This window comes from Corynebacterium sp. A21 (genome assembly GCF_052266655.1).
GTDB lineage: Bacteria > Actinomycetota > Actinomycetes > Mycobacteriales > Mycobacteriaceae > Corynebacterium.
In genome coordinates this window covers 82,359-99,113 of the sequence record NZ_JBQPQY010000009.1, presented here as the reverse complement: position 1 = coordinate 99,113, position 16,755 = coordinate 82,359, and the positions used below count along the sequence as shown (strand labels likewise).

Sequence of the window (16,755 nt, the reverse complement as noted above, 5' to 3'; positions counted from 1 at the left end):
CACGGGTTCGAATCCCGTACGGGGTACAAAAGAGAATGGTCATCATCTTCCATGTGAAGATGATGACCATTTTTCGTTCCCCATCTTCAAGGCTTTCCACGGCCCGCCTTTGCGGATACCCCGTGTGTTAGTCGGGGTTGGCTCGATTCCGGGGGTCGGTCCCAACGGGCGCAATGTATGCGTACCCAAGATTTTCCATGATCGGCACGACCTTGTCGGCATCCGGATAGTCCACGGTTAAGAGTGTGTGGATTTCGTGGGCCACGTCCGCCCGGGTGCGCTGGGGCCGGGCATGGGCCTGACGCTTTCCAGTCAGGGGTTCGTCCCGCACGGAGATCGAGTGGACTCCCTTCCAGAAGTATTCGTCGTCTTCCCTGCAGGTGTGGCCGGGCTTCGCGCCGATCGAGATGCGGGTGTGATCCAACAACTGTTAAGGTTTTTCGTCCATACAGGCCAATGCTTGGATTCTGGGAGTCGTGAAAACACAGCGATTGAGACGGTGTCCGGGCTGTGAATTGACGCTAGTCATAGCTATTTATAGTGAAAACTTGTGGGGGTCCATCCCGCCCTCTGCGAAGTGCCCGAGCTTGAAAGGCGAGAGCGCAAACTGACTTATCCAGGGCAGGGGAAACTCCCATACCTCATCCCAATTATTCTCCCCTTGTTCCGCTTCTTCCCGCGTCAAATAAGCCCTATAGGGGATGAAATCACTGAACTCCTCCGCCATGGGATCATCCTGTGCCATGGCCATTTCGCCAGGAACGAACACGGAATCCGGTGGCGACTGAGGATCTAGGGCGAACGCGAGAGGAACCTCAGCTGAGGAAATTAGATACCCTTCTGCGCGCGCTTTGTCCGCTAAGTTGCGCACCTCGTCTTCCGTCCACACGGAGCCGCAGACAACATCCCAGCCTCTCGGCAGCTCTGGACTGTTGTTCCACACCACAAACCTGGTCCGGTAGATAATAAACATGACGTTCATTGGCATCCATTAGGGGAGAGGGGGCGACAAGAGTGAATAGTTAGACGAGCAGCCTTCGGCGATGATTGCCGAGTACGCCCGAGCGTAACAATTGTTCCCGTCGATAGCGGCCCCTCAAGTTGCGTGCTCACTACTTGAAAGTGTGCGGGGGAATGGTGATGACCAATTCTTCAGCTCAGCCAAAGCATGAGTTCTTAACAGCAGCATTCCCGCGTTGACAGCGTGCGGGGTGCAAAAGGGAATGGTCCTCATCTTCCATGGGAAGGTGAGGGACATTTTTCATTCCCCGTCTTCAAGGCTTCCTGGAGGGGTATCTGTCCGTGTGGTGCTGGCGGACAATTAGTGGGTGCCGCGTGCGTCTAGGGCGGAGCTTGATGGGAAAGCGGCGCAGAATGATGGTCAGCTGAACCTGCTCGTCGATGGCTGGGGGAGTGAAGCGGGTGGCGATTTGGCCGAATCACAGCGTTGTGGTTATAGTATTCCTCGTTGAACAGCGCGGGGAACAAACTCTGATGCTCGTTTTTAATGGCCTATGGTGTAATTGGCAACACAGCGGTTTCTGGTACCGTCGTTCTAGGTTCGAGTCCTGGTAGGCCAGCTGCGAAGAAATTCGCTGCGCCCCGTTCGTCTAGCGGCCTAGGACACCGCCCTCTCACGGCGGCGGCACGGGTTCGAATCCCGTACGGGGTACAATTAAGAAAAGGTCACTTTCTTCTAACGGAAGAGGGTGGCCATTTTCTCGTTCCACTAAATATCACCCCCGACCTCGAAATAGTCAAGGCTGGTTTTCCTTGGCTTTCAGGGTTTTGGGGGTGTTTTGCGGTGACATGTTAGTGACCAATTCCGTTCACCCTCTTTAAATCTAGATGGCGTGCTCATATGCTTCAGGTAACGGAGAAATCCACAGCAAGAACTCCACCGGTACCGTGGAGTTTGGTCGAATAGCTAACGGCCACTTGGACGCCTCCGGAGACATTGGAATCGACGGATTGGAGAGCGAATGACGGTAAGTGCAATCAACACAACTTCCGGACACCTCGAGGGCGTCCACCCGGCAGCGGGCAACGCCATAATCCAGACTTCCAAGCGCTAGAGATGCGTGAAGCAGGAGCTAACCGAGTATATGACGTATCGAGAGTGTCACCCGAACCCCACTATCCCGACCTTCGATAACCCACACCCGGCACATTATTCCCTTTAAGGGTTGCAGCGGACGAGATGACGAGAAGACTTCAATACCTCGCATCCCATGAGACTTCCGCACACGACGTCGGAAAGTTGTGGTAGCAGGTCGTAGGACCCGAGATAGTCTAAGGTTCGGTCACCGAGGAACCCATCCCCATCCTTCCCAGGGGGTGGGTTTCCTCCATGGCTGCCGCCGGTGAGAAATGCTGCTGAGCCCTGGCCATTCTCCCGATTGACCTGCTGATTTGTTGAACCGTGGCGTTATCGCTTAATCTTTCTCCAGACCATAAGCGAGCAATCGCTGAAGTCTGGCTGCGCCCCGTTCGTCTAGCGGCCTAGGACACCGCCCTCTCACGGCGGCGGCACGGGTTCGAATCCCGTACGGGGTACAAAAATAAAGAGCTTCACCGGGATTTTCTTTCCGGTGAAGCTCTTTTTTCTGCCTTGGCGGCCAACTCTAGGGGACGCCGCCAGCTCAATCCTTCCGCTGGAGGTAGCCGGCGAGATTATCCAGGGAAGATGCCAGGCCGGCCTGATGTTCTGCGGCGGAGATCCCGGCGGGGACATTGCGGGCGCTGATGGTGAGGAGACTGCCGCCAGCCACCGGCGAGATTTCCCAGATCATTGTCATGGTTCCGGCGAAGGCTGGATCCTCGGAGCGAAAATTGATGTCCTGCACCACTTTCTGGCCCGGGATGAGTTGGATGAAACGAGCGTCCACGACATCCGAGTCTGCGGTGGTTTTCGCCGGTGCGGCTTTAAACATCCTCATAGATAAGTACCATCCGGTAGCCACCGCCTTCACTGAGCTCGAAGTGCTCGAATTCTCCACGCATCCCTTCCGGCGGGAGCCAGGAGGCCAGCGCCACCGGATCGACCAGGGCGGCGTAGACCCGTTCAGGTGAGGCGTTGAGGTGTCGGGCGGCGATGTCGGTTCGGGGCATACCTCGATGCTAGGCGCTGGACCGAGAGGCGATCAACAGCTCAGCTATAGGGCGGCGCTGAGCTTCTGTGCGGCGTGCATCAGATCCTTGGACCAGGCTGCGCCTGGTTCCGGGCCGAGTCGCTCGGCTGGTCCAGAAATGGAGATCACGGCGAGGAAGAGCCCAGCGGAGTTGAAGACCGGCGCGGAGAGGCTGGCCAGTCCTGGTTCGCGCTCGCTGACGGATTCCGCCCAGCCCTGTTCCCTCACCAGGGTGAGTTCCCGGGCGGTGAAGGCGGCATCGGGTAGGAGGGCATCCCGCAGGTGGGGGGAGGAGTGTGCCAGGAAGATCTTGGCGGCGGAGCCGGCGGTCAGCCGCATCTGGGAGCCGACGGGCACGGTGTTCTGTAGCCCGACGGGCGGTTCCTGGGCGGCGACGCAGGTGCGGGTGGTGTCGGTGAGCTGGTAGAGCTGCACGGATTCCCCGGTGCGGTCCATCAGCGCGGCCATGACCGGGGTCGCGGCATCGATAAGCTGTGTTTTTGCGCCGGCCCCGAGGGTCGCCAGCGCCGAGCCGATGGACCAGCGGCCATCGGAGGTCCGGGCCAGGATGCGGTGGCACTCGAGTGCGGTGGCCAACCGGTGGACCGTGGCCCGGGGGAGTTCGGTGTCCTCGCAGAGTTCGGCGAGCGAGCGAGGATGGTCTGCTGCGGACATCATGATGGCGACCACACGGTCGAGAACCTTGATTCCGGAGGGGGTTGATGCGCTATACTGTCCCATACAACGATATTAACATCTCATACTGTGAGACTTCAGCCCGATTCTCCGGTGTGTAAGGAAATAGAGGTGACTCCCCATGACAGCGCCTGAGAAGAACCAGAAGCTGACCCTGGCCGAGAAGGTGTGGAATGACCACGTCGTCTCCAAGGGTGAGAACGGCGACCCCGATCTCATTTACATCGATCTGCAGCTGCTGCACGAGGTGACCTCGCCGCAGGCCTTCGACGGTCTGCGTGCCGCTGGCCGCCAGCTGCGCCGTCCGGACCTGCACCTGGCCACCGAGGACCACAACGTGCCCACCGAGGGCATCAAGACCGGCAGTTTGCTGGAGATCAACGACCAGATCTCACGCCTGCAGGTGTCCACCCTGCGTGACAACTGCAAGGAATTCGGCGTGCGCCTGCACCCGATGGGGGATGTCCGCCAGGGCATCGTCCACACCGTCGGCCCGCAGCTGGGTGCCAGCCAGCCGGGCATGACCATCGTCTGCGGTGACTCCCACACCTCCACCCACGGTGCCTTCGGTTCCATCGCCATGGGTATCGGCACCTCCGAGGTTGAGCACGTGATGGCCACCCAGACGCTCTCGCTCAAGCCCTTCAGGACCATGGCCATCGAGGTCGCTGGCGAGCTGGCTCCCGGCGTGACCTCCAAGGACCTGATCCTGGCGATCATCGCCCAGATCGGTACCGGCGGCGGCCAGGGCCACATCATCGAGTACCGCGGTGAAGCCATCCGCAAGCTGTCGATGGAAGCCCGCATGACCATCTGCAACATGTCCATTGAAGCTGGCGCCCGCGCCGGCATGATCGCCCCGGACGAGACCACCTTCGAGTATGTCAACGGTCGCGAGATGGCCCCGAAGGGTGCGGACTGGGATGCTGCGGTCGAGTACTGGAAGACCCTGGCCACCGATGAGGGGGCGGAATTCGATACCGTCGTTGAGATTGACGGCTCCGCACTGACCCCCTTCATCACCTGGGGCACCAACCCGGGGCAGGGCCTGCCGCTCTCGGCGAATGTCCCGGACCCGGAGTCCTTCACCAACGATAATGATAAGGCCGCCGCCGAAAAGGCGCTGACCTACATGGATCTGACGCCGGGCACCCCGCTGCGCGAGATCAAGATCGACACCGTCTTCCTGGGCTCCTGCACCAACGCCCGGATCGAAGACCTGGAGATCGCCGCCGAGATCCTCAAGGGCAACAAGGTTGCCGAGGGCGTGCGCATGATGGTGGTGCCCTCCTCCACCTGGGTGAAGCAGGAAGCGGAGAAGGCTGGTCTGGACCAGATCTTCCTCGATGCCGGCGCCGAGTGGCGTACCGCAGGCTGCTCCATGTGCCTGGGTATGAACCCGGATCAGCTCAAGCCCGGTGAGCGTTCCGCCTCGACCTCCAACCGTAACTTCGAGGGTCGTCAGGGCCCGGGCGGGCGTACCCACCTGGTCTCCCCGGCCGTGGCTGCCGCCACCGCCATCCGCGGCACGCTGTCTTCCCCGGCAGACCTGTCCGACACCGATTCCGCAGCCAAGTAAGGAGCCTCACCGTGGAAAAATTCACCACCCACACCGGCGTCGGCGTGCCGCTGACTCGCTCGAACGTTGACACCGACCAGATCATCCCGGCGGTCTACCTCAAGCGGGTTACCCGCACCGGCTTCGAGGACGCCCTGTTTGCCCAGTGGCGCAAGAACGATCCGGACTTCATCCTCAACCAGGACACCTACGCCAACGGCTCAGTGCTGGTCGCCGGCCCCGACTTCGGCACCGGCTCCTCCCGTGAGCATGCCGTCTGGGCCCTGATGGACTACGGCTTCAGGGTGGTCTTCGCCTCCCGCTTCGCCGATATCTTCCGCGGCAACTCCGGCAAATCCGGGCTGCTGGCCGCCCAGATGGAACAGGCTGACATCGATCTGCTGTGGAAGCAGATGGAGCAGGAACCCGGCCTCGAGCTGACCGTGGACCTGGAGTCCCGCACCGTCACCGCCGGTACCAACACCTATACCTTCGACGTGGATGACTACACCCGCTGGCGTCTGATGGAGGGCCTCGATGACATCGGGCTGACCCTCCGGCACGAGGAAGAGATCACCGCCTTCGAGGCCTCACGTCCGGCATTCAAGCCTGAAGTGCACGCCCTGGAGGGCTAACACCTCCAGCTGCCGAGAGGCAGTCAGGAACATGTTTTGAGGGGTCCCACCTGCAGGTGGGACCCCTCAAGCAATTACCGGTAGCTCACACTCAGACTAACTTCGGCGCCTGTCCCGCGCGCCTGTCCGGTGTTTGCCCGGGGTGATCAGAAGTGGGCGGGCGGGTCGCTGGCGGGGAAGGATTCTTCGCCCCACTCATCGACGAGTTCATCATCATGCTGGCGGGAGATCTCATCCGTGCCCGGACGCTCCGACTCACTGCTGCTCGAGTCCTGGGGCCGGGGTTTCGGGTCGGATTCGGTGGGGTTCGCCTCTACCGGGTGTTCTTCCTCGGGGAGGTCAGGTCTGGTGTCATTAATGTTGTTGGAGGTCATTATTTCTCCTTCGCTGATTCTTCCGGTTTATCCGTAGCGGTGGTGGGGGCACTGGTGTCCCGATCGCTGCGGAAGGCCTGATTCCGAGCGTACGCGTGTACTTCCGCCAGCATAACCAGCTGTTCCTCGGCATTGGCCGCCAGTTCGGCGAAGGTACTCGGGTCCACACCCAAGGTCACGGCGTGTTCCCCGAGGGTCTGCCAGCCACCGATCTTCTCAGTGATGGCACCAGACATCACCTCGATCTCCCGGAGCCGCATCATCGGGGAGTCGCCGGTGAGCGGCTCTGGTCGGGTGAATCGGTGGCGCTGCTCCTCAATCCAGGAGGCCGCCCGCTGGTAGGAGGGGAGAGGGGATCCTGGGTCATCGACCAGCTGGTTCAGCAACTGGTGTTCGGAACTGAGTGCCTCCGATATCTCTGAAAGCTGGACGTATACCGGAGTGCCGAGGAAAGCTTCGGAGATCCGGTGGATCCTGACCTCCCCGGTGGCGAGGGCACGGCGGTGATCGGTCAGATAGCGGCTCAGTGATTCGGGAAGCTCCCCGGCGCGGTGTGGCGGGAGGGTCCCGCCGCTGATCTTCGGCTCGCTGGGAGTTGGCTTTCGAGGCCGCAGGGGTGCCGAAGCGCCACCGGATCCCTCGGCCAGGCCCGCCAAGAGTTCAGCCAATGCCTGGGCGGCGGTGAAGCGGGGCTGCCAGCCCAGTTCCGACTTGGCCCGGGAGTTGTCCATCAGCGGTGCCTGCAAGGCCATGTCGAGCCACCCGGGGTCGGCTGCGATGGTTCCGCTCTTGTATGCCGCGGCCACGGCAGCGCGTACCAGCGGGGGCGGAAGTTCCAGGAAGTGGCCGTGGTCGAGCAGATCCGCCAGTTCCTGGGGGCCGAGGATATCGTCAGCGCAGATATTGAAGGCACCGGGGACCTTCTTCACCACGGCGGTGGCATAGGCGCGCCCGATATCGGTGGCATGGGCCGCCTGTACATTCACCCCCTTAGGTAGTGGCAGCAGGGGTAGCCTGCCGGCTTTCAGGACCTGGACCGGAATGAGCTTGCCCAGGAAATAGCGGTGAATCTCAGAGGCGGCCGCCGCCTGGAAGGTGAGTCCGGGCCGCAGCCGGGTCACCATGACCTCGGGGTGCTCCTGGCTGAACTCGTCGAGCACCTTTTCCTGCGCGGATTTATCCACGCTGTAGTGGGAGGAGGGGATACCGCCGGTGGGCCAGGACTCGTCCCGGGGCTGTCCGCTCTGGTCAGGGGAGTAAGCCCCGACCGAGGAAGCGACCACGAGGTGGCTCACCCCGGCGGCGGCTGCCGCCTGGGCCACTCGGCGGGTGCCCTCGACATTGACCTGGCGCAGCAGCTCCCGCTGGGAGTTGGGCTGGACGAGCCAGGCCAGGTGGATGACGGCATCCGCCCCGGCGAAGGCCCCGCGCAATTTTTCCACGGTCGGTTCCGGGGAACTACCGGCGCCGATATCGATGGAGGTCCACTCGCACCCGGCATAGGGTGCGGTGTTCTGATCGGGCATTCTCCGGGCGATTCCGAGAATGCCGGTTATCTCCGGGGTGTCATGGAGGGCGGTGAGGACTGCGGTCCCCACATTTCCGGTGGCTCCGACAACGGCAACTCGCACGCGCTTTCCCCTCAGGTTGATGTGGGTGTTCGTCGAACCGTAACTGCCAACCTAGCAGGGAAAGCACTCCGGTGCCGCCAAAAATGTGATGGGGGACACGTGGTCCGGGTGTGGCTCCCGAAAAGGTTCCCAGAAGGAGGCGAGTAATCCTGCTGGGATGCTACTGCTCGGACCAGGCCGCGAAATAGGCGATGGCGACGCCCACTGTCCTGGGGGCCGGGAACTCATCATCCGGAGATCCCATCGCCCCCATCTTCAGGGTCCACTTCGGGCCGGACATGTCGACCCCGTTGGGGGAGTGGTCACCGGGCATGACCAGACCGAGCTCATTGGTGTCGCCCCCGGTGCAGCTGTAGGTGCCGATGCCGCCGTCGGCGCGGGAACCCCAGGCCCCGCCCTGCCTGGCGGTGCAGAGACGACCGTCGTCAAGCTCAAGGCCCCAGGGGTAGGGCTGGCTCTCAACCGTGGCTTCCTTCAGGTCGCCCATGACCTGAATCGGCCGGTATTCCCTGGAGAAGGGGCCGTTGGGGCAGTAGCCGAGGAGGTTGGAGGCCGGGGAGATATAGCAGGCGTTCATCGAGGCGGCGCTGGGGCCACAGGTGTAGATGTCGGGATCAAGGGCAACCGGGGAGGGGTAGCAGTCTCCCTCGACTCCGGTGGTGTTGGCGGAGGGTGACCAACCGTCCTGGATATCAAAGTTTCGGTTCACCGGGGAGACGGTGCGGATCTCCGTCTGGCCGGCGGCAACGGAATCTTCCGCTGGATTCACCGCCGGGGTATCGGACAGGATGCTCCCCGGTACGGTGCTCAGCTCCGGCGAGGGGGAGGTGGGCTCCACCCCAGTCTCCACCGGCTGGGTTTCGGTGATCGTGACCACCGGGGGTTGGCTCTGGATTCCGGCGTCACCGCTGCGGACCTGCACCACCACTATGGCACCGACCAGGAGGATGAGTATCGCCGCCAGGGACACGATTATTCCGATCAGGACTCCGTGTCGGCCAGTCGAGCTTCCACTCATTTCCTACCCCGCTGCTCCTGAATAAGTATGAACAGCATATTCTAGGGCAAATCTCAGGGTGGTGGCGGGTGGATCGCCGTATCAGCTGGCTTCCCGGTCCGCCGCGGCGTCGAAAAGCGCCTTCTGCCAGCTACTTCACCGGCAGGGGGCTGGCGAGGTAGTCCGCGCCGGTCAGCTCACCATCGGTGAAGCTGAGCACCCAGACGCTGGCCTTCTTGGCCTTGATTTCATTGACCGGCAGTCGGCCCTGGCTGGAGAGCCAGGCGATCAGGTCGGGGATGACGATGCCCTGGCTGACAATCACCGAGATGCCACCTTCCTCGACGATCTCGGTGAAGCGGCGCTGCACCTGGGTCATCTGGCTCAGCCAGGAGTCGTCATCGAAGAGCGGCTCAACCTTGACCTCGAGGGAGAGCTCATCCGCCAACGGGGCGGCGGTGAGCTGGCACCGGTCCGGCAACGCAGAGTAGATCGCGGTGGGTTTATAGGGCAGCAGCATCGGTACCAGCATCTCCGCCTGGCGGCGGCCCTTCTTGTCCAACGGGCGACGGTTATCATTGCCCTCCCAGTTGCGGCGCTCATAGGCACGGCCGTGGCGGACGAAGAGGATGCGGGTGGTGGCGGGTAAGGAGAAACGCTTGTTCGCCTTATCCAGGACCTGGCGGTCAACGTCATAACTGAGCAGCTCACGGGCCTGATCAACGGGAAGCCAGCGAATCTCATCGACTTCCTCATTGGCGGTGAACTCACCGCCCAGCACCTCGCCGGTCCAGTAGTAGACCACTTTGGTCCGGCCCATCACGGGGTAGTGGACCTTCCCCAGCAGCTTGCCCAGCCGGATCTCATAGCCGGTTTCCTCGAAGATTTCCCGGGCGGCGGTGGTGGGGAGGGACTCGCCTGGATCAACCTTGCCCTTGGCCAGGGACCAGTCGTCATAGTGCGGGCGGTGGATGACGGCTACTTCGACGGTGGAGAGGTTCTTGAGGTCACCGCGCCAGAGCACCGCCCCGGCTGCCAGCGTGGACTTCTTGAACTCGGCGGCTGGATCTACGGGGATGACCTGATGGCGTCCGGTCACCGCGCATTCCCCATCCTGGTCCTTATCCGTTTCATGGGTTGCCTTGGTCATGTCCCACCTCAATGTCAGATGCCCTGACTAAGCTCTCGCCGCCGGGCACAACTCGGAAATGTCTTCACATCAGTTGGGTACCATCATCGCTCAGAATCGGGCCCTGCGCATCGCACGACACCTGACGGCAGCAGATGGGACATTTCGCGGGTGTGGCACCTGGGGGAAATCCCGCTCGCGGTGCCCCCATCCAGTGAGCCGGAGCACTGCGTTCCGTAGAATCCCTAAGGCACGTCAAGATGGAGCATCGGTGGAGGGCAGGGTTAGTGGTCAACGTTTCGGTGATGGGTTCGGGCTCCTGGGGAACGACGCTGGCTAAGGTGTTCGCGGACGCCGGCAACCAGGTCACGCTCTGGGCACGACGCGAGGAATTGGCCAACGCCATCCGGCAGACCCGGGAAAACCCCGACTACCTGCCCGGCATCACCCTTCCGGAGGGGCTGAAGACCATTACGGATGCCACCGCCGCCCTGGCGGAGGCGGACATCGTGGTTTTCGCGGTGCCCTCACAGACCATGCGGGAAAACCTCAGCGCCTGGCGGGAGGACCTGCCCTCCGACGCCACCCTGGTGAGCATCTCCAAGGGGGTGGAGCGTGAGACACATCTGCGCATGAGTGAAGTTATCGCGGAGCTGACGGGGGTGGACCCGCAGCGCATCGTGGTGCTCTCCGGACCGAACCTGGCCAGGGAGATCGCCGAGGAGCAGCCCGCCGCCACCGTCATCGCCGGGCTGGATGAAAACCGCGCGAAACTGGTCCAGGCGGCCGTGTCCACCCACTACCTGCGGCCCTACACCAACACCGATGTCATCGGCGCGGAGATCGGTGGGGCCTGCAAGAACGTCATCGCCCTGGCCTGTGGCATGGCCGCCGGCCGGGGGCTGGGCGATAACACCCTGGCCACCGTGATCACGCGCGGCCTAGCCGAGATCACCCGCCTGGGCGTGGCCCTCGGTGCCGAGGAACGCACCTTCGCCGGCCTGGCCGGGCTGGGCGATCTGGTGGCCACCTGCACCTCCCCGCTGTCCCGTAACCGCAGCTTCGGCGTCCGCCTGGGCGAGGGCGGCACCCTGGAAGAGGCCCGGAAGGCCACCCACGGCCAGGTCGCCGAGGGGGTCATCTCCTCCAGCTCGATCTGGCAGCTGGCCAAGGAACATCAAGTGGACATGCCGATCACCCAGGCGGTTTATGCCGTCTGCCACGAGGGTATGACGGTCGGTGACATGATCGTGGCCCTGATGGGCCGATCCAAGAAAGCCGAATAATCCCTGCGAATCGCGGGGTTGCTGCCCACCGGTGTCCGGGGTCACCGCTAAGCTGCCACCTTGTGAGCAACACCGATCAGCAGCGAATCCGCGTGGCCGTCATCTACGGCGGCCGCAGTCCCGAGCACTCCGTCTCCTGCGTCTCCGCAGGCGCCGTGATGAGCCATCTCGACCCGGAAAAATACGAGATCATCCCCGTCGGCATCACCCAGGAAGGAAGGTGGACGGTCGGGGAGTCCGATTACTCCCGGTTGGAGACCAAAGACCGCGTCTTGCCCACCGTCGAGCCGCGGGCGGAACTCAAGCTCTCCCTCAACCCCGCCAGCCGCGGCCAGTTCCACACCACCGATGGCGCGCTTTACGCCACCGCGGACGTCATCTTCCCGGTGCTGCACGGCCCCTTCGGCGAGGACGGCACCATCCAGGGCCTCTTCGATCTCTCCGGAGTGCCTTATGTGGGCAATGGCGTACTCTCCTCGGCCGCGGGCATGGACAAGGAATTCACCAAGAAACTGATGTCCGCGGTCGGCCTGCCGATCACCCCGGAGTGCGTGCTGCGCGCCGGGGAGTCCCTGCGCCCCGAGGAGCAGGAGCGCCTGGGTCTGCCGGTCTTCGTCAAGCCGGCCCGCGGCGGTTCCTCCATCGGCATCTCCAAGGTCAGCCAGTGGTCGGAGCTGGAGGCCGCGGTCGCCCTGGCCCGCGAGCATGATGAGAAGGTGATCATCGAGGCCGAGATTGTCGGTGATGAGGTGGAGGTCGGCGTGCTGCAGTACGCCGATGGCCGCATCCTCGCCTCGGTGCCGGCGAAGTTGGAGCACACCTCGGAGTCCGCGGAAGGTTTCTACGGCTTCGACACCAAGTACCTCGATAACGTGGTCACCGCCGCCATCCCGGCGCCCTACGGCGCAGCGGACACCACCGCGCTGCAGGAACTGGCGGTGCGTGCCTTCACCGCGCTGAACTGTGAGGGACTGGCCCGCGTGGACTTCTTCCTCACCACAGCCGGCCCCGTTCTCAACGAGATCAACACCATGCCGGGGTTCACCCCGATCTCGATGTACCCGCAGATCTTCGCCGCCACCGGCGTCAGCTACCGGGAACTTCTCGACGCCCTGATCCAGCGCGCCCTGCGCTAGTTTCGCCGCTGCCCAAAAACCAAAGAGCTTCTCGACGCCGCGTGCAGCGCGGCGTCGAGAAGCTCTTTTCAGGTGTGGGGAGGCTACTGCTGCCCGGTGTGGGCGGCGATCGCCTCGCCGAGGGTGACCACCGCTGAGTTGCCGGTGGCCTGGGGAACATTGAGCGCGATATCGATATCGCGGCCCAGGGCGAACCAGGTCGAGGAGGTGGTGCCATTGGCCAGGGTGGTGTCCTCGAACCAGGGGATCTCATTGATCTGGTTGAGGGTTTCCCCGGCCTGGTAGTTCACCGGCGGAGTCACCCCACAGTGCAGCACCACCGGTTCCTGGCCCGGCGCGGTCCACGCGGCGGCGGTGTCCGTATTCAGGCCGGTGTCCGCGATATCGGCGAGGGTGTAGGTGAGTTCGTTGCCGAAGCTCGCCGGCAGGTTGTTCAGCAGATCTTCACAGCGCTGCGCGGCCTCGGGGATCTCCGGCATCTCGGCCAGCGGCACCGGGAAGGGATCCTGTGCCTGCTCCGGGATGGTGGATACTGCGGCAGCGAGATCAGCGGCCAAGAGGGAGGTGTCCAGGTCGGCGGTGGCCTCGGACACCCGGTAGAGGGTCAGTGCGACACTGGGTTCCCGGTCCACTGAGTACCAGGTTTCCAGGGCGTCACCGGCGGTCGGGTCAATCACCTGCAGCCACCTGGTGCCCTCGAATTCCTGGATCTCGGAGAGTGCGGAGTACTGGAAGGGCAGGTTCACCCCGCAGCGCAGGGTCAACTCATCCTCCTGGCCACTGATCCAGGCGGCGGAACCTGCCGGGATCGGCTCGGCCAGCTCAGCACGTTGCAGGCCCGCGACCTCATCGGGAAGTTCCTCGAGCAGGGCAGCGCATTCCGGGTGGTCAGAGTTGGTGCCCGGCAGTTCAGAGATCAGCACCGGCTGGCGTCCGGCCTGCTCAGAGACAAATCGGGCACCGAAGAGAACCCCGAGGACCAGGAGTATCGCCAGCCCAAGGGCGATGAGAACTGGGGTGCGGCTAAATTGGTGGGAGTTGTCGGCGCTCATGACCTCCAAGCCTAACTGTGGAGGGTAGGAAGGTAGGAATCTGTGTCCAGTTCTGCGGGACCGACCATCGGGGAGGTCGGGGAGCATGCGGCGATCGCGGCGATCATCGCGGCTGCCCCATCCACCCGAAACGGCGATGATGCGGCGGTGCTCAACCATGCCAGCCCGAACTCCCGGACGGTGGCCACCGTGGACATGCTGATTGAGGGCCGCCACTTCAACTTGGAGTGGTCCTCGCCGGAGGAGATCGGCCATAAGGCTATCGTGCAGAACTTCGCCGATATCCAGGCCATGGGGGCCCGCCCGGTGGCGGCGCTGTTGGCGATCTCCGCGCCGCCGAGCACCCCACTGTCCTTCCTCCAGGGCCTGGCCACCGGGGTAGCTGCGCGGGTCAGCCAGTTCTCCGCTGAGCTGGTCGGTGGTGATCTCACCGCCGGGGACAACTTGGTGGTCTCGGTGACCGCCATCGGCTCGCTGGGTGGTTCCCTGCCGGAACTCACCCTTGATCGGGCGCGGGCCGGCCAACGGATCGTGGCCTCCGGGCGGATCGGGGATTCGGCAGCCGGGCTGGCACTCTTGCAGCGTTATGGGCGGGATTACCCGCCGCACTTCACCGAGTTGGTGGCCGCCCACTGCTCCCCGCATCTGGCACCGGGGCGCGGGATGATCGCCCGGGCCACCGGGGCGACCGCCATGACCGATAACTCCGATGGCCTGATCGTCGATCTGTGGACCATGGCCAAACGTTCCGGGGTCAACCTTGACCTGAACCGCCAGTCCATCGCCCCGCATAAGCTGATGGTCGAGGCCGGGGAGTTGTTGGGTATCGATCCTTGGGAGTGGGTGCTCACCGGGGGAGAAGACCACACCATGCTGGCTACCACTGCCAGGGACGCCCCCTCCGGGTTCCGGTTGATCGGACAGGTCAACCGAGGGGAAGACGTGACCATCAACGGGGCGGAACCGGAGTACGGCACCGGCTGGGTCAGCTTCTAGGGTCGCTATGGCGAAAGTCGCAGGGGGAGCTCGGGAGAGTCAGGAGGTACCCCGTTAATCCAACTCGCGTTTTAATGATTCCGGACTCTCTCATCAGCGGTCGGTGATCTTAAAAACCTCGGCTTGACCTTCTGTTTTTAGGCAGAAAATCAAGCCAATGAGGGTTCAAATAATCTAAAGGAACAGGGTTTCTCTCAGTGAGAGAGAAGTCAGAGACCAGCTATGCTCTTCACCTATTTCCGGCCCGAAATGCGTTGACAATGGCAGCGAGAAACCACAGTGCACCAAGTAGTCTTGGAACAAGTGCTGGATGAAAGAAAACTGGCCCGTCTCCCATAGCCCTCAACCAGAGCACAGAGATACCAATGAGAACGATTCCGATAAGTGCAAAGATCCCGACATTCACCCAAGAGGCGTCTTGGAGAGCGACTGCAACGTTGTAGAGAACCAGCGAGCTGACCAGGGCTAAACTCCCCAGTCCGAAAGATGACCAGGTGAGAGGCGATCCGGCGTCCGCTTTGGGCCCCATCTGAAACGCGGCAAAAACAACCAACACTACGCCAAGGCCGAGAAACCCAATGGCGAGCCGGGATAGCTTATCGAAGTGATCTTTAATGATCATTCCCTCTTGCTCTATTTAGTCTTGAGGCACATTTTCCTGTGAAAGAGTGGTCCGCGTGAGCTGCAGCTACCACCCAATAATATGGCCACGCCACCGAATTGCCTTCTTGCCGAAGGCTAGTCTCCGATCACGGGAAAAATGCGTTTCTGCATAGGGACAAGGTGTTTTGGCGAAACCGGTTGTCACATCACATCCTGTTGCCGCTACCGCTTCTGGGAACCAGATTTGTAGCAGATGTCAGGAATCGAGCATGGCCCTCGAAAGTTGATGGCAACCGCCTTGTCATATCCGCTCGCGATTGGAATAAATTCTGGGATTCCGGCGCTCAGTGGTCCTTCTGGGTGGTCTGCGGGGTGTCGGTGCGGTCCATAATTCCGTGTGAAGCGTCGCCGAGGGTGTCCCGCAGGGTAGTGGCGGTACCGACGAGCTTGGCGATCAGACTGTTGAAGTCCTCGCCGTCACCCAGGAAGGTGAGCTTGCCGTTGGACAGTGCGCCGGACAGTGAGTCCATGATGGCCGGCAGGTTGTCGAGCATTTCCTTCTCCAGGAGGATTCCACGCTCGGAAGCAATGGAGGCAGCCAGCTTTCGCTGGGCTTCGGCATCTGCTTCGGCGGTGATGATACGTTCGCGGGCGGCGGCTTCAGCAGGCTTAATTACTTCGGTCTCCAATTCGGCTTCGCGGCGGTTGGCTTGGGCCGCGGCCAGCAGGCTCAGCTTCTCCTCAACCTCGATGCGTGCCTCAGCTTCAGCTTTAGGCCCGGACTGTTCAGCTTCAGCACGCGCCTTGGCGGTCTCCTTGGTGTTCTCGGAAACCTGCAGGTCGGTGTCGCGACGATACTGTGAGGTCAGACGCTCAGCTTCCTGCTCCTTTTCAATGACGCGGGCGTTGGCTTCGGCCTGGGCGATCGCGGCGGCCTGCTCGACACGGGCCAGCTCCGGCTTGGAGAGGTTGGCGATGTGGTTGTTGTCGTCGGTGATGGAGGAGATCTGGAAGCTGTCGACCTTCCAGCCCATGCTCAGCAGCTTGGGGGTGATGTTGGTGATGACTTCACTGGCCAGGGCCATGCGGTCGGTGATGATGTGCTCGACGGACATCTGACCGATCAGGCTTCGGGTCTCACCGTCGAACTCCTTGCGGATGATGTCTTCGATCTCATCCTCGGACTTTTCGATGTAGCGTGCCGCGGAGACGATGCCCTCCTCGGAGGGGTCAACGCGGAAGATGGCATTGGCCGCGACATTGATGTCGATTTTCTGGGCGGTCTGCGCGGTGATGCGGACATCCACGCTGTAGGTCCCCAGGTTGAGTTTTTTGACCTGCTGGAAGACGGGAATCCAGAAGACGCCGCGACCTGCGACGATTTTAAAAGGTTTCTCTGGAGTGCGCTTGGTCAACCCACCAGTGACAATGAGGGCTTCGGTTGCGGAGGGGGAAGTGTAGAGCATTGTGGGTGTGGGTTCCTTCAGGGTTTGGGGTGGTTGGTCCAGAGGTTCGGCCTCGGGTGATCCAT

At 62.3% G+C, this 16,755-nt stretch carries 17 protein-coding genes and 3 tRNA genes; 8 read left to right on the top strand and 12 right to left on the bottom strand.

Translation table 11 applies throughout. The features are described from left to right. Positions 1 to 127: 127 nt before the first annotated feature. Together ACTU46_RS12445 and ACTU46_RS12440 are read right to left on the bottom strand one after the other, a co-directional pair. Complete coding sequence (locus tag ACTU46_RS12445; RefSeq protein ID WP_443382141.1) at positions 128 to 427, bottom strand: hypothetical protein; 300 nt, start codon at positions 425 to 427, stop codon at positions 128 to 130. A 108-nt stretch (positions 428 to 535) separates the two neighbouring features. Further along, entirely contained in the window at positions 536 to 982 is a 447-nt protein-coding gene (locus ACTU46_RS12440; RefSeq protein WP_443382139.1) for a hypothetical protein, read from the bottom strand. A 526-nt stretch (positions 983 to 1,508) separates the two neighbouring features. Between ACTU46_RS12440 and ACTU46_RS12435 the strand changes: the two genes are divergently transcribed. The 3 genes from ACTU46_RS12435 (at position 1,509) to ACTU46_RS12425 (ending at position 2,556) form a co-directional block, all read left to right on the top strand. After that, positions 1,509 to 1,580: transfer RNA gene (locus ACTU46_RS12435), tRNA-Gln, on the top strand. A gap of 19 nt (positions 1,581 to 1,599) precedes the next feature. After that, positions 1,600 to 1,672, top strand: a tRNA-Glu gene (locus ACTU46_RS12430). Positions 1,673 to 2,483: 811 nt separating this feature from the next. Beyond that, a tRNA-Glu gene (locus ACTU46_RS12425) sits at positions 2,484 to 2,556 on the top strand. 86 nt (positions 2,557 to 2,642) lie between these two features. Here ACTU46_RS12425 and ACTU46_RS12420 read toward each other — a convergent pair. From ACTU46_RS12420 to ACTU46_RS12410, 3 genes are read right to left on the bottom strand one after another with little or no spacing between them, the layout of a single operon-like run. After that, positions 2,643 to 2,939, bottom strand: coding sequence for an SRPBCC domain-containing protein (locus ACTU46_RS12420; protein WP_443382137.1), 297 nt, complete (start codon positions 2,937 to 2,939; stop codon positions 2,643 to 2,645). Next, entirely contained in the window at positions 2,926 to 3,111 is a 186-nt protein-coding gene (locus ACTU46_RS12415) for an SRPBCC domain-containing protein (RefSeq protein ID WP_443382135.1), read from the bottom strand. Before ACTU46_RS12415 ends, ACTU46_RS12420 begins: the two co-directional genes overlap by 14 nt. Positions 3,112 to 3,155: 44 nt before the next feature. Beyond that, on the bottom strand, positions 3,156 to 3,872 hold the full coding sequence (locus ACTU46_RS12410; RefSeq protein WP_443382133.1) for an IclR family transcriptional regulator: 717 nt from the start codon (positions 3,870 to 3,872) through the stop codon (positions 3,156 to 3,158). A gap of 76 nt (positions 3,873 to 3,948) precedes the next feature. Here ACTU46_RS12410 and leuC point away from each other — a divergent pair, with 76 nt between their 5' ends. Both leuC and leuD read left to right on the top strand, forming a co-directional pair. After that, positions 3,949 to 5,406 carry a 3-isopropylmalate dehydratase large subunit gene (leuC, locus tag ACTU46_RS12405; RefSeq protein WP_443382131.1) on the top strand — a complete coding sequence of 486 codons (1,458 nt, stop codon included), beginning with the start codon at positions 3,949 to 3,951 and terminating at the stop codon, positions 5,404 to 5,406. A gap of 11 nt (positions 5,407 to 5,417) precedes the next feature. Continuing rightward, on the top strand, positions 5,418 to 6,020 hold the full coding sequence (leuD, locus tag ACTU46_RS12400) for a 3-isopropylmalate dehydratase small subunit (protein ID WP_443382130.1): 603 nt from the start codon (positions 5,418 to 5,420) through the stop codon (positions 6,018 to 6,020). A gap of 146 nt (positions 6,021 to 6,166) precedes the next feature. Here the strand turns inward: leuD and ACTU46_RS12395 are convergent, their stop codons facing one another. From ACTU46_RS12395 to ACTU46_RS12380, 4 genes are all read right to left on the bottom strand, one after another. Beyond that, positions 6,167 to 6,394 carry a hypothetical protein gene (locus ACTU46_RS12395; protein ID WP_443382128.1) on the bottom strand — a complete coding sequence of 76 codons (228 nt, stop codon included), beginning with the start codon at positions 6,392 to 6,394 and terminating at the stop codon, positions 6,167 to 6,169. Then, positions 6,394 to 8,025, bottom strand: coding sequence for an NAD-dependent epimerase/dehydratase family protein (locus tag ACTU46_RS12390; protein ID WP_443382126.1), 1,632 nt, complete (start codon positions 8,023 to 8,025; stop codon positions 6,394 to 6,396). Before ACTU46_RS12390 ends, ACTU46_RS12395 begins: the two co-directional genes overlap by 1 nt. Before the next feature lie 160 nt (positions 8,026 to 8,185). After that, positions 8,186 to 9,043: a hypothetical protein gene (locus tag ACTU46_RS12385; RefSeq protein ID WP_443382124.1), complete on the bottom strand. Its 858-nt coding sequence runs from the start codon at positions 9,041 to 9,043 to the stop codon at positions 8,186 to 8,188. Between the two features lie 130 nt (positions 9,044 to 9,173). After that, a complete protein-coding gene (locus ACTU46_RS12380; protein ID WP_443382122.1) occupies positions 9,174 to 10,172 on the bottom strand; it encodes an NUDIX hydrolase in 999 nt (332 codons plus the stop codon). A 266-nt stretch (positions 10,173 to 10,438) separates the two neighbouring features. Here ACTU46_RS12380 and ACTU46_RS12375 point away from each other — a divergent pair, with 266 nt between their 5' ends. Together ACTU46_RS12375 and ACTU46_RS12370 are read left to right on the top strand one after the other, a co-directional pair. Further along, complete coding sequence (locus tag ACTU46_RS12375) at positions 10,439 to 11,437, top strand: NAD(P)H-dependent glycerol-3-phosphate dehydrogenase (RefSeq protein WP_443382121.1); 999 nt, start codon at positions 10,439 to 10,441, stop codon at positions 11,435 to 11,437. 62 nt (positions 11,438 to 11,499) lie between these two features. Then, complete coding sequence (locus tag ACTU46_RS12370; RefSeq protein WP_443382119.1) at positions 11,500 to 12,573, top strand: D-alanine--D-alanine ligase family protein; 1,074 nt, start codon at positions 11,500 to 11,502, stop codon at positions 12,571 to 12,573. Between the two features lie 83 nt (positions 12,574 to 12,656). On the opposite strand, the gene ACTU46_RS12365 is transcribed toward ACTU46_RS12370, so the two are convergent. Then, positions 12,657 to 13,625, bottom strand: coding sequence for a DUF3515 domain-containing protein (locus tag ACTU46_RS12365; protein WP_443382117.1), 969 nt, complete (start codon positions 13,623 to 13,625; stop codon positions 12,657 to 12,659). A gap of 42 nt (positions 13,626 to 13,667) precedes the next feature. On the opposite strand from ACTU46_RS12365, the gene ACTU46_RS12360 reads away from it, so the two are divergent. Then, positions 13,668 to 14,621 carry a thiamine-phosphate kinase gene (locus ACTU46_RS12360; protein WP_443382115.1) on the top strand — a complete coding sequence of 318 codons (954 nt, stop codon included), beginning with the start codon at positions 13,668 to 13,670 and terminating at the stop codon, positions 14,619 to 14,621. Between the two features lie 229 nt (positions 14,622 to 14,850). On the opposite strand, the gene ACTU46_RS12355 is transcribed toward ACTU46_RS12360, so the two are convergent. Together ACTU46_RS12355 and ACTU46_RS12350 are read right to left on the bottom strand one after the other, a co-directional pair. Continuing rightward, positions 14,851 to 15,243: a hypothetical protein gene (locus ACTU46_RS12355; RefSeq protein ID WP_443382113.1), complete on the bottom strand. Its 393-nt coding sequence runs from the start codon at positions 15,241 to 15,243 to the stop codon at positions 14,851 to 14,853. A gap of 325 nt (positions 15,244 to 15,568) precedes the next feature. After that, positions 15,569 to 16,690 carry an SPFH domain-containing protein gene (locus tag ACTU46_RS12350; protein ID WP_443382111.1) on the bottom strand — a complete coding sequence of 374 codons (1,122 nt, stop codon included), beginning with the start codon at positions 16,688 to 16,690 and terminating at the stop codon, positions 15,569 to 15,571. Positions 16,691 to 16,755: the final 65 nt, after the last annotated feature.

Excerpts from the sequence above, each read along its gene's own strand:
- ACTU46_RS12440 (WP_443382139.1), bottom strand. The coding sequence starts at position 982 with ATGAACGTCATGTTTATTATCTACCGGACCAGGTTTGTGGTGTGGAAC.
- ACTU46_RS12420 (WP_443382137.1), bottom strand. The coding sequence starts at position 2,939 with ATGAGGATGTTTAAAGCCGCACCGGCGAAAACCACCGCAGACTCGGAT.
- ACTU46_RS12415 (WP_443382135.1), bottom strand. The coding sequence starts at position 3,111 with ATGCCCCGAACCGACATCGCCGCCCGACACCTCAACGCCTCACCTGAA.
- ACTU46_RS12410 (WP_443382133.1), bottom strand. The coding sequence starts at position 3,872 with ATGGGACAGTATAGCGCATCAACCCCCTCCGGAATCAAGGTTCTCGAC.
- leuC (WP_443382131.1), top strand. The coding sequence starts at position 3,949 with ATGACAGCGCCTGAGAAGAACCAGAAGCTGACCCTGGCCGAGAAGGTG.
- ACTU46_RS12395 (WP_443382128.1), bottom strand. The coding sequence starts at position 6,394 with ATGACCTCCAACAACATTAATGACACCAGACCTGACCTCCCCGAGGAA.
- ACTU46_RS12385 (WP_443382124.1), bottom strand. The coding sequence starts at position 9,043 with ATGAGTGGAAGCTCGACTGGCCGACACGGAGTCCTGATCGGAATAATC.
- ACTU46_RS12380 (WP_443382122.1), bottom strand. The coding sequence starts at position 10,172 with ATGACCAAGGCAACCCATGAAACGGATAAGGACCAGGATGGGGAATGC.
- ACTU46_RS12365 (WP_443382117.1), bottom strand. The coding sequence starts at position 13,625 with ATGAGCGCCGACAACTCCCACCAATTTAGCCGCACCCCAGTTCTCATC.
- ACTU46_RS12355 (WP_443382113.1), bottom strand. The coding sequence starts at position 15,243 with ATGATCATTAAAGATCACTTCGATAAGCTATCCCGGCTCGCCATTGGG.
- ACTU46_RS12350 (WP_443382111.1), bottom strand. The coding sequence starts at position 16,690 with ATGCTCTACACTTCCCCCTCCGCAACCGAAGCCCTCATTGTCACTGGT.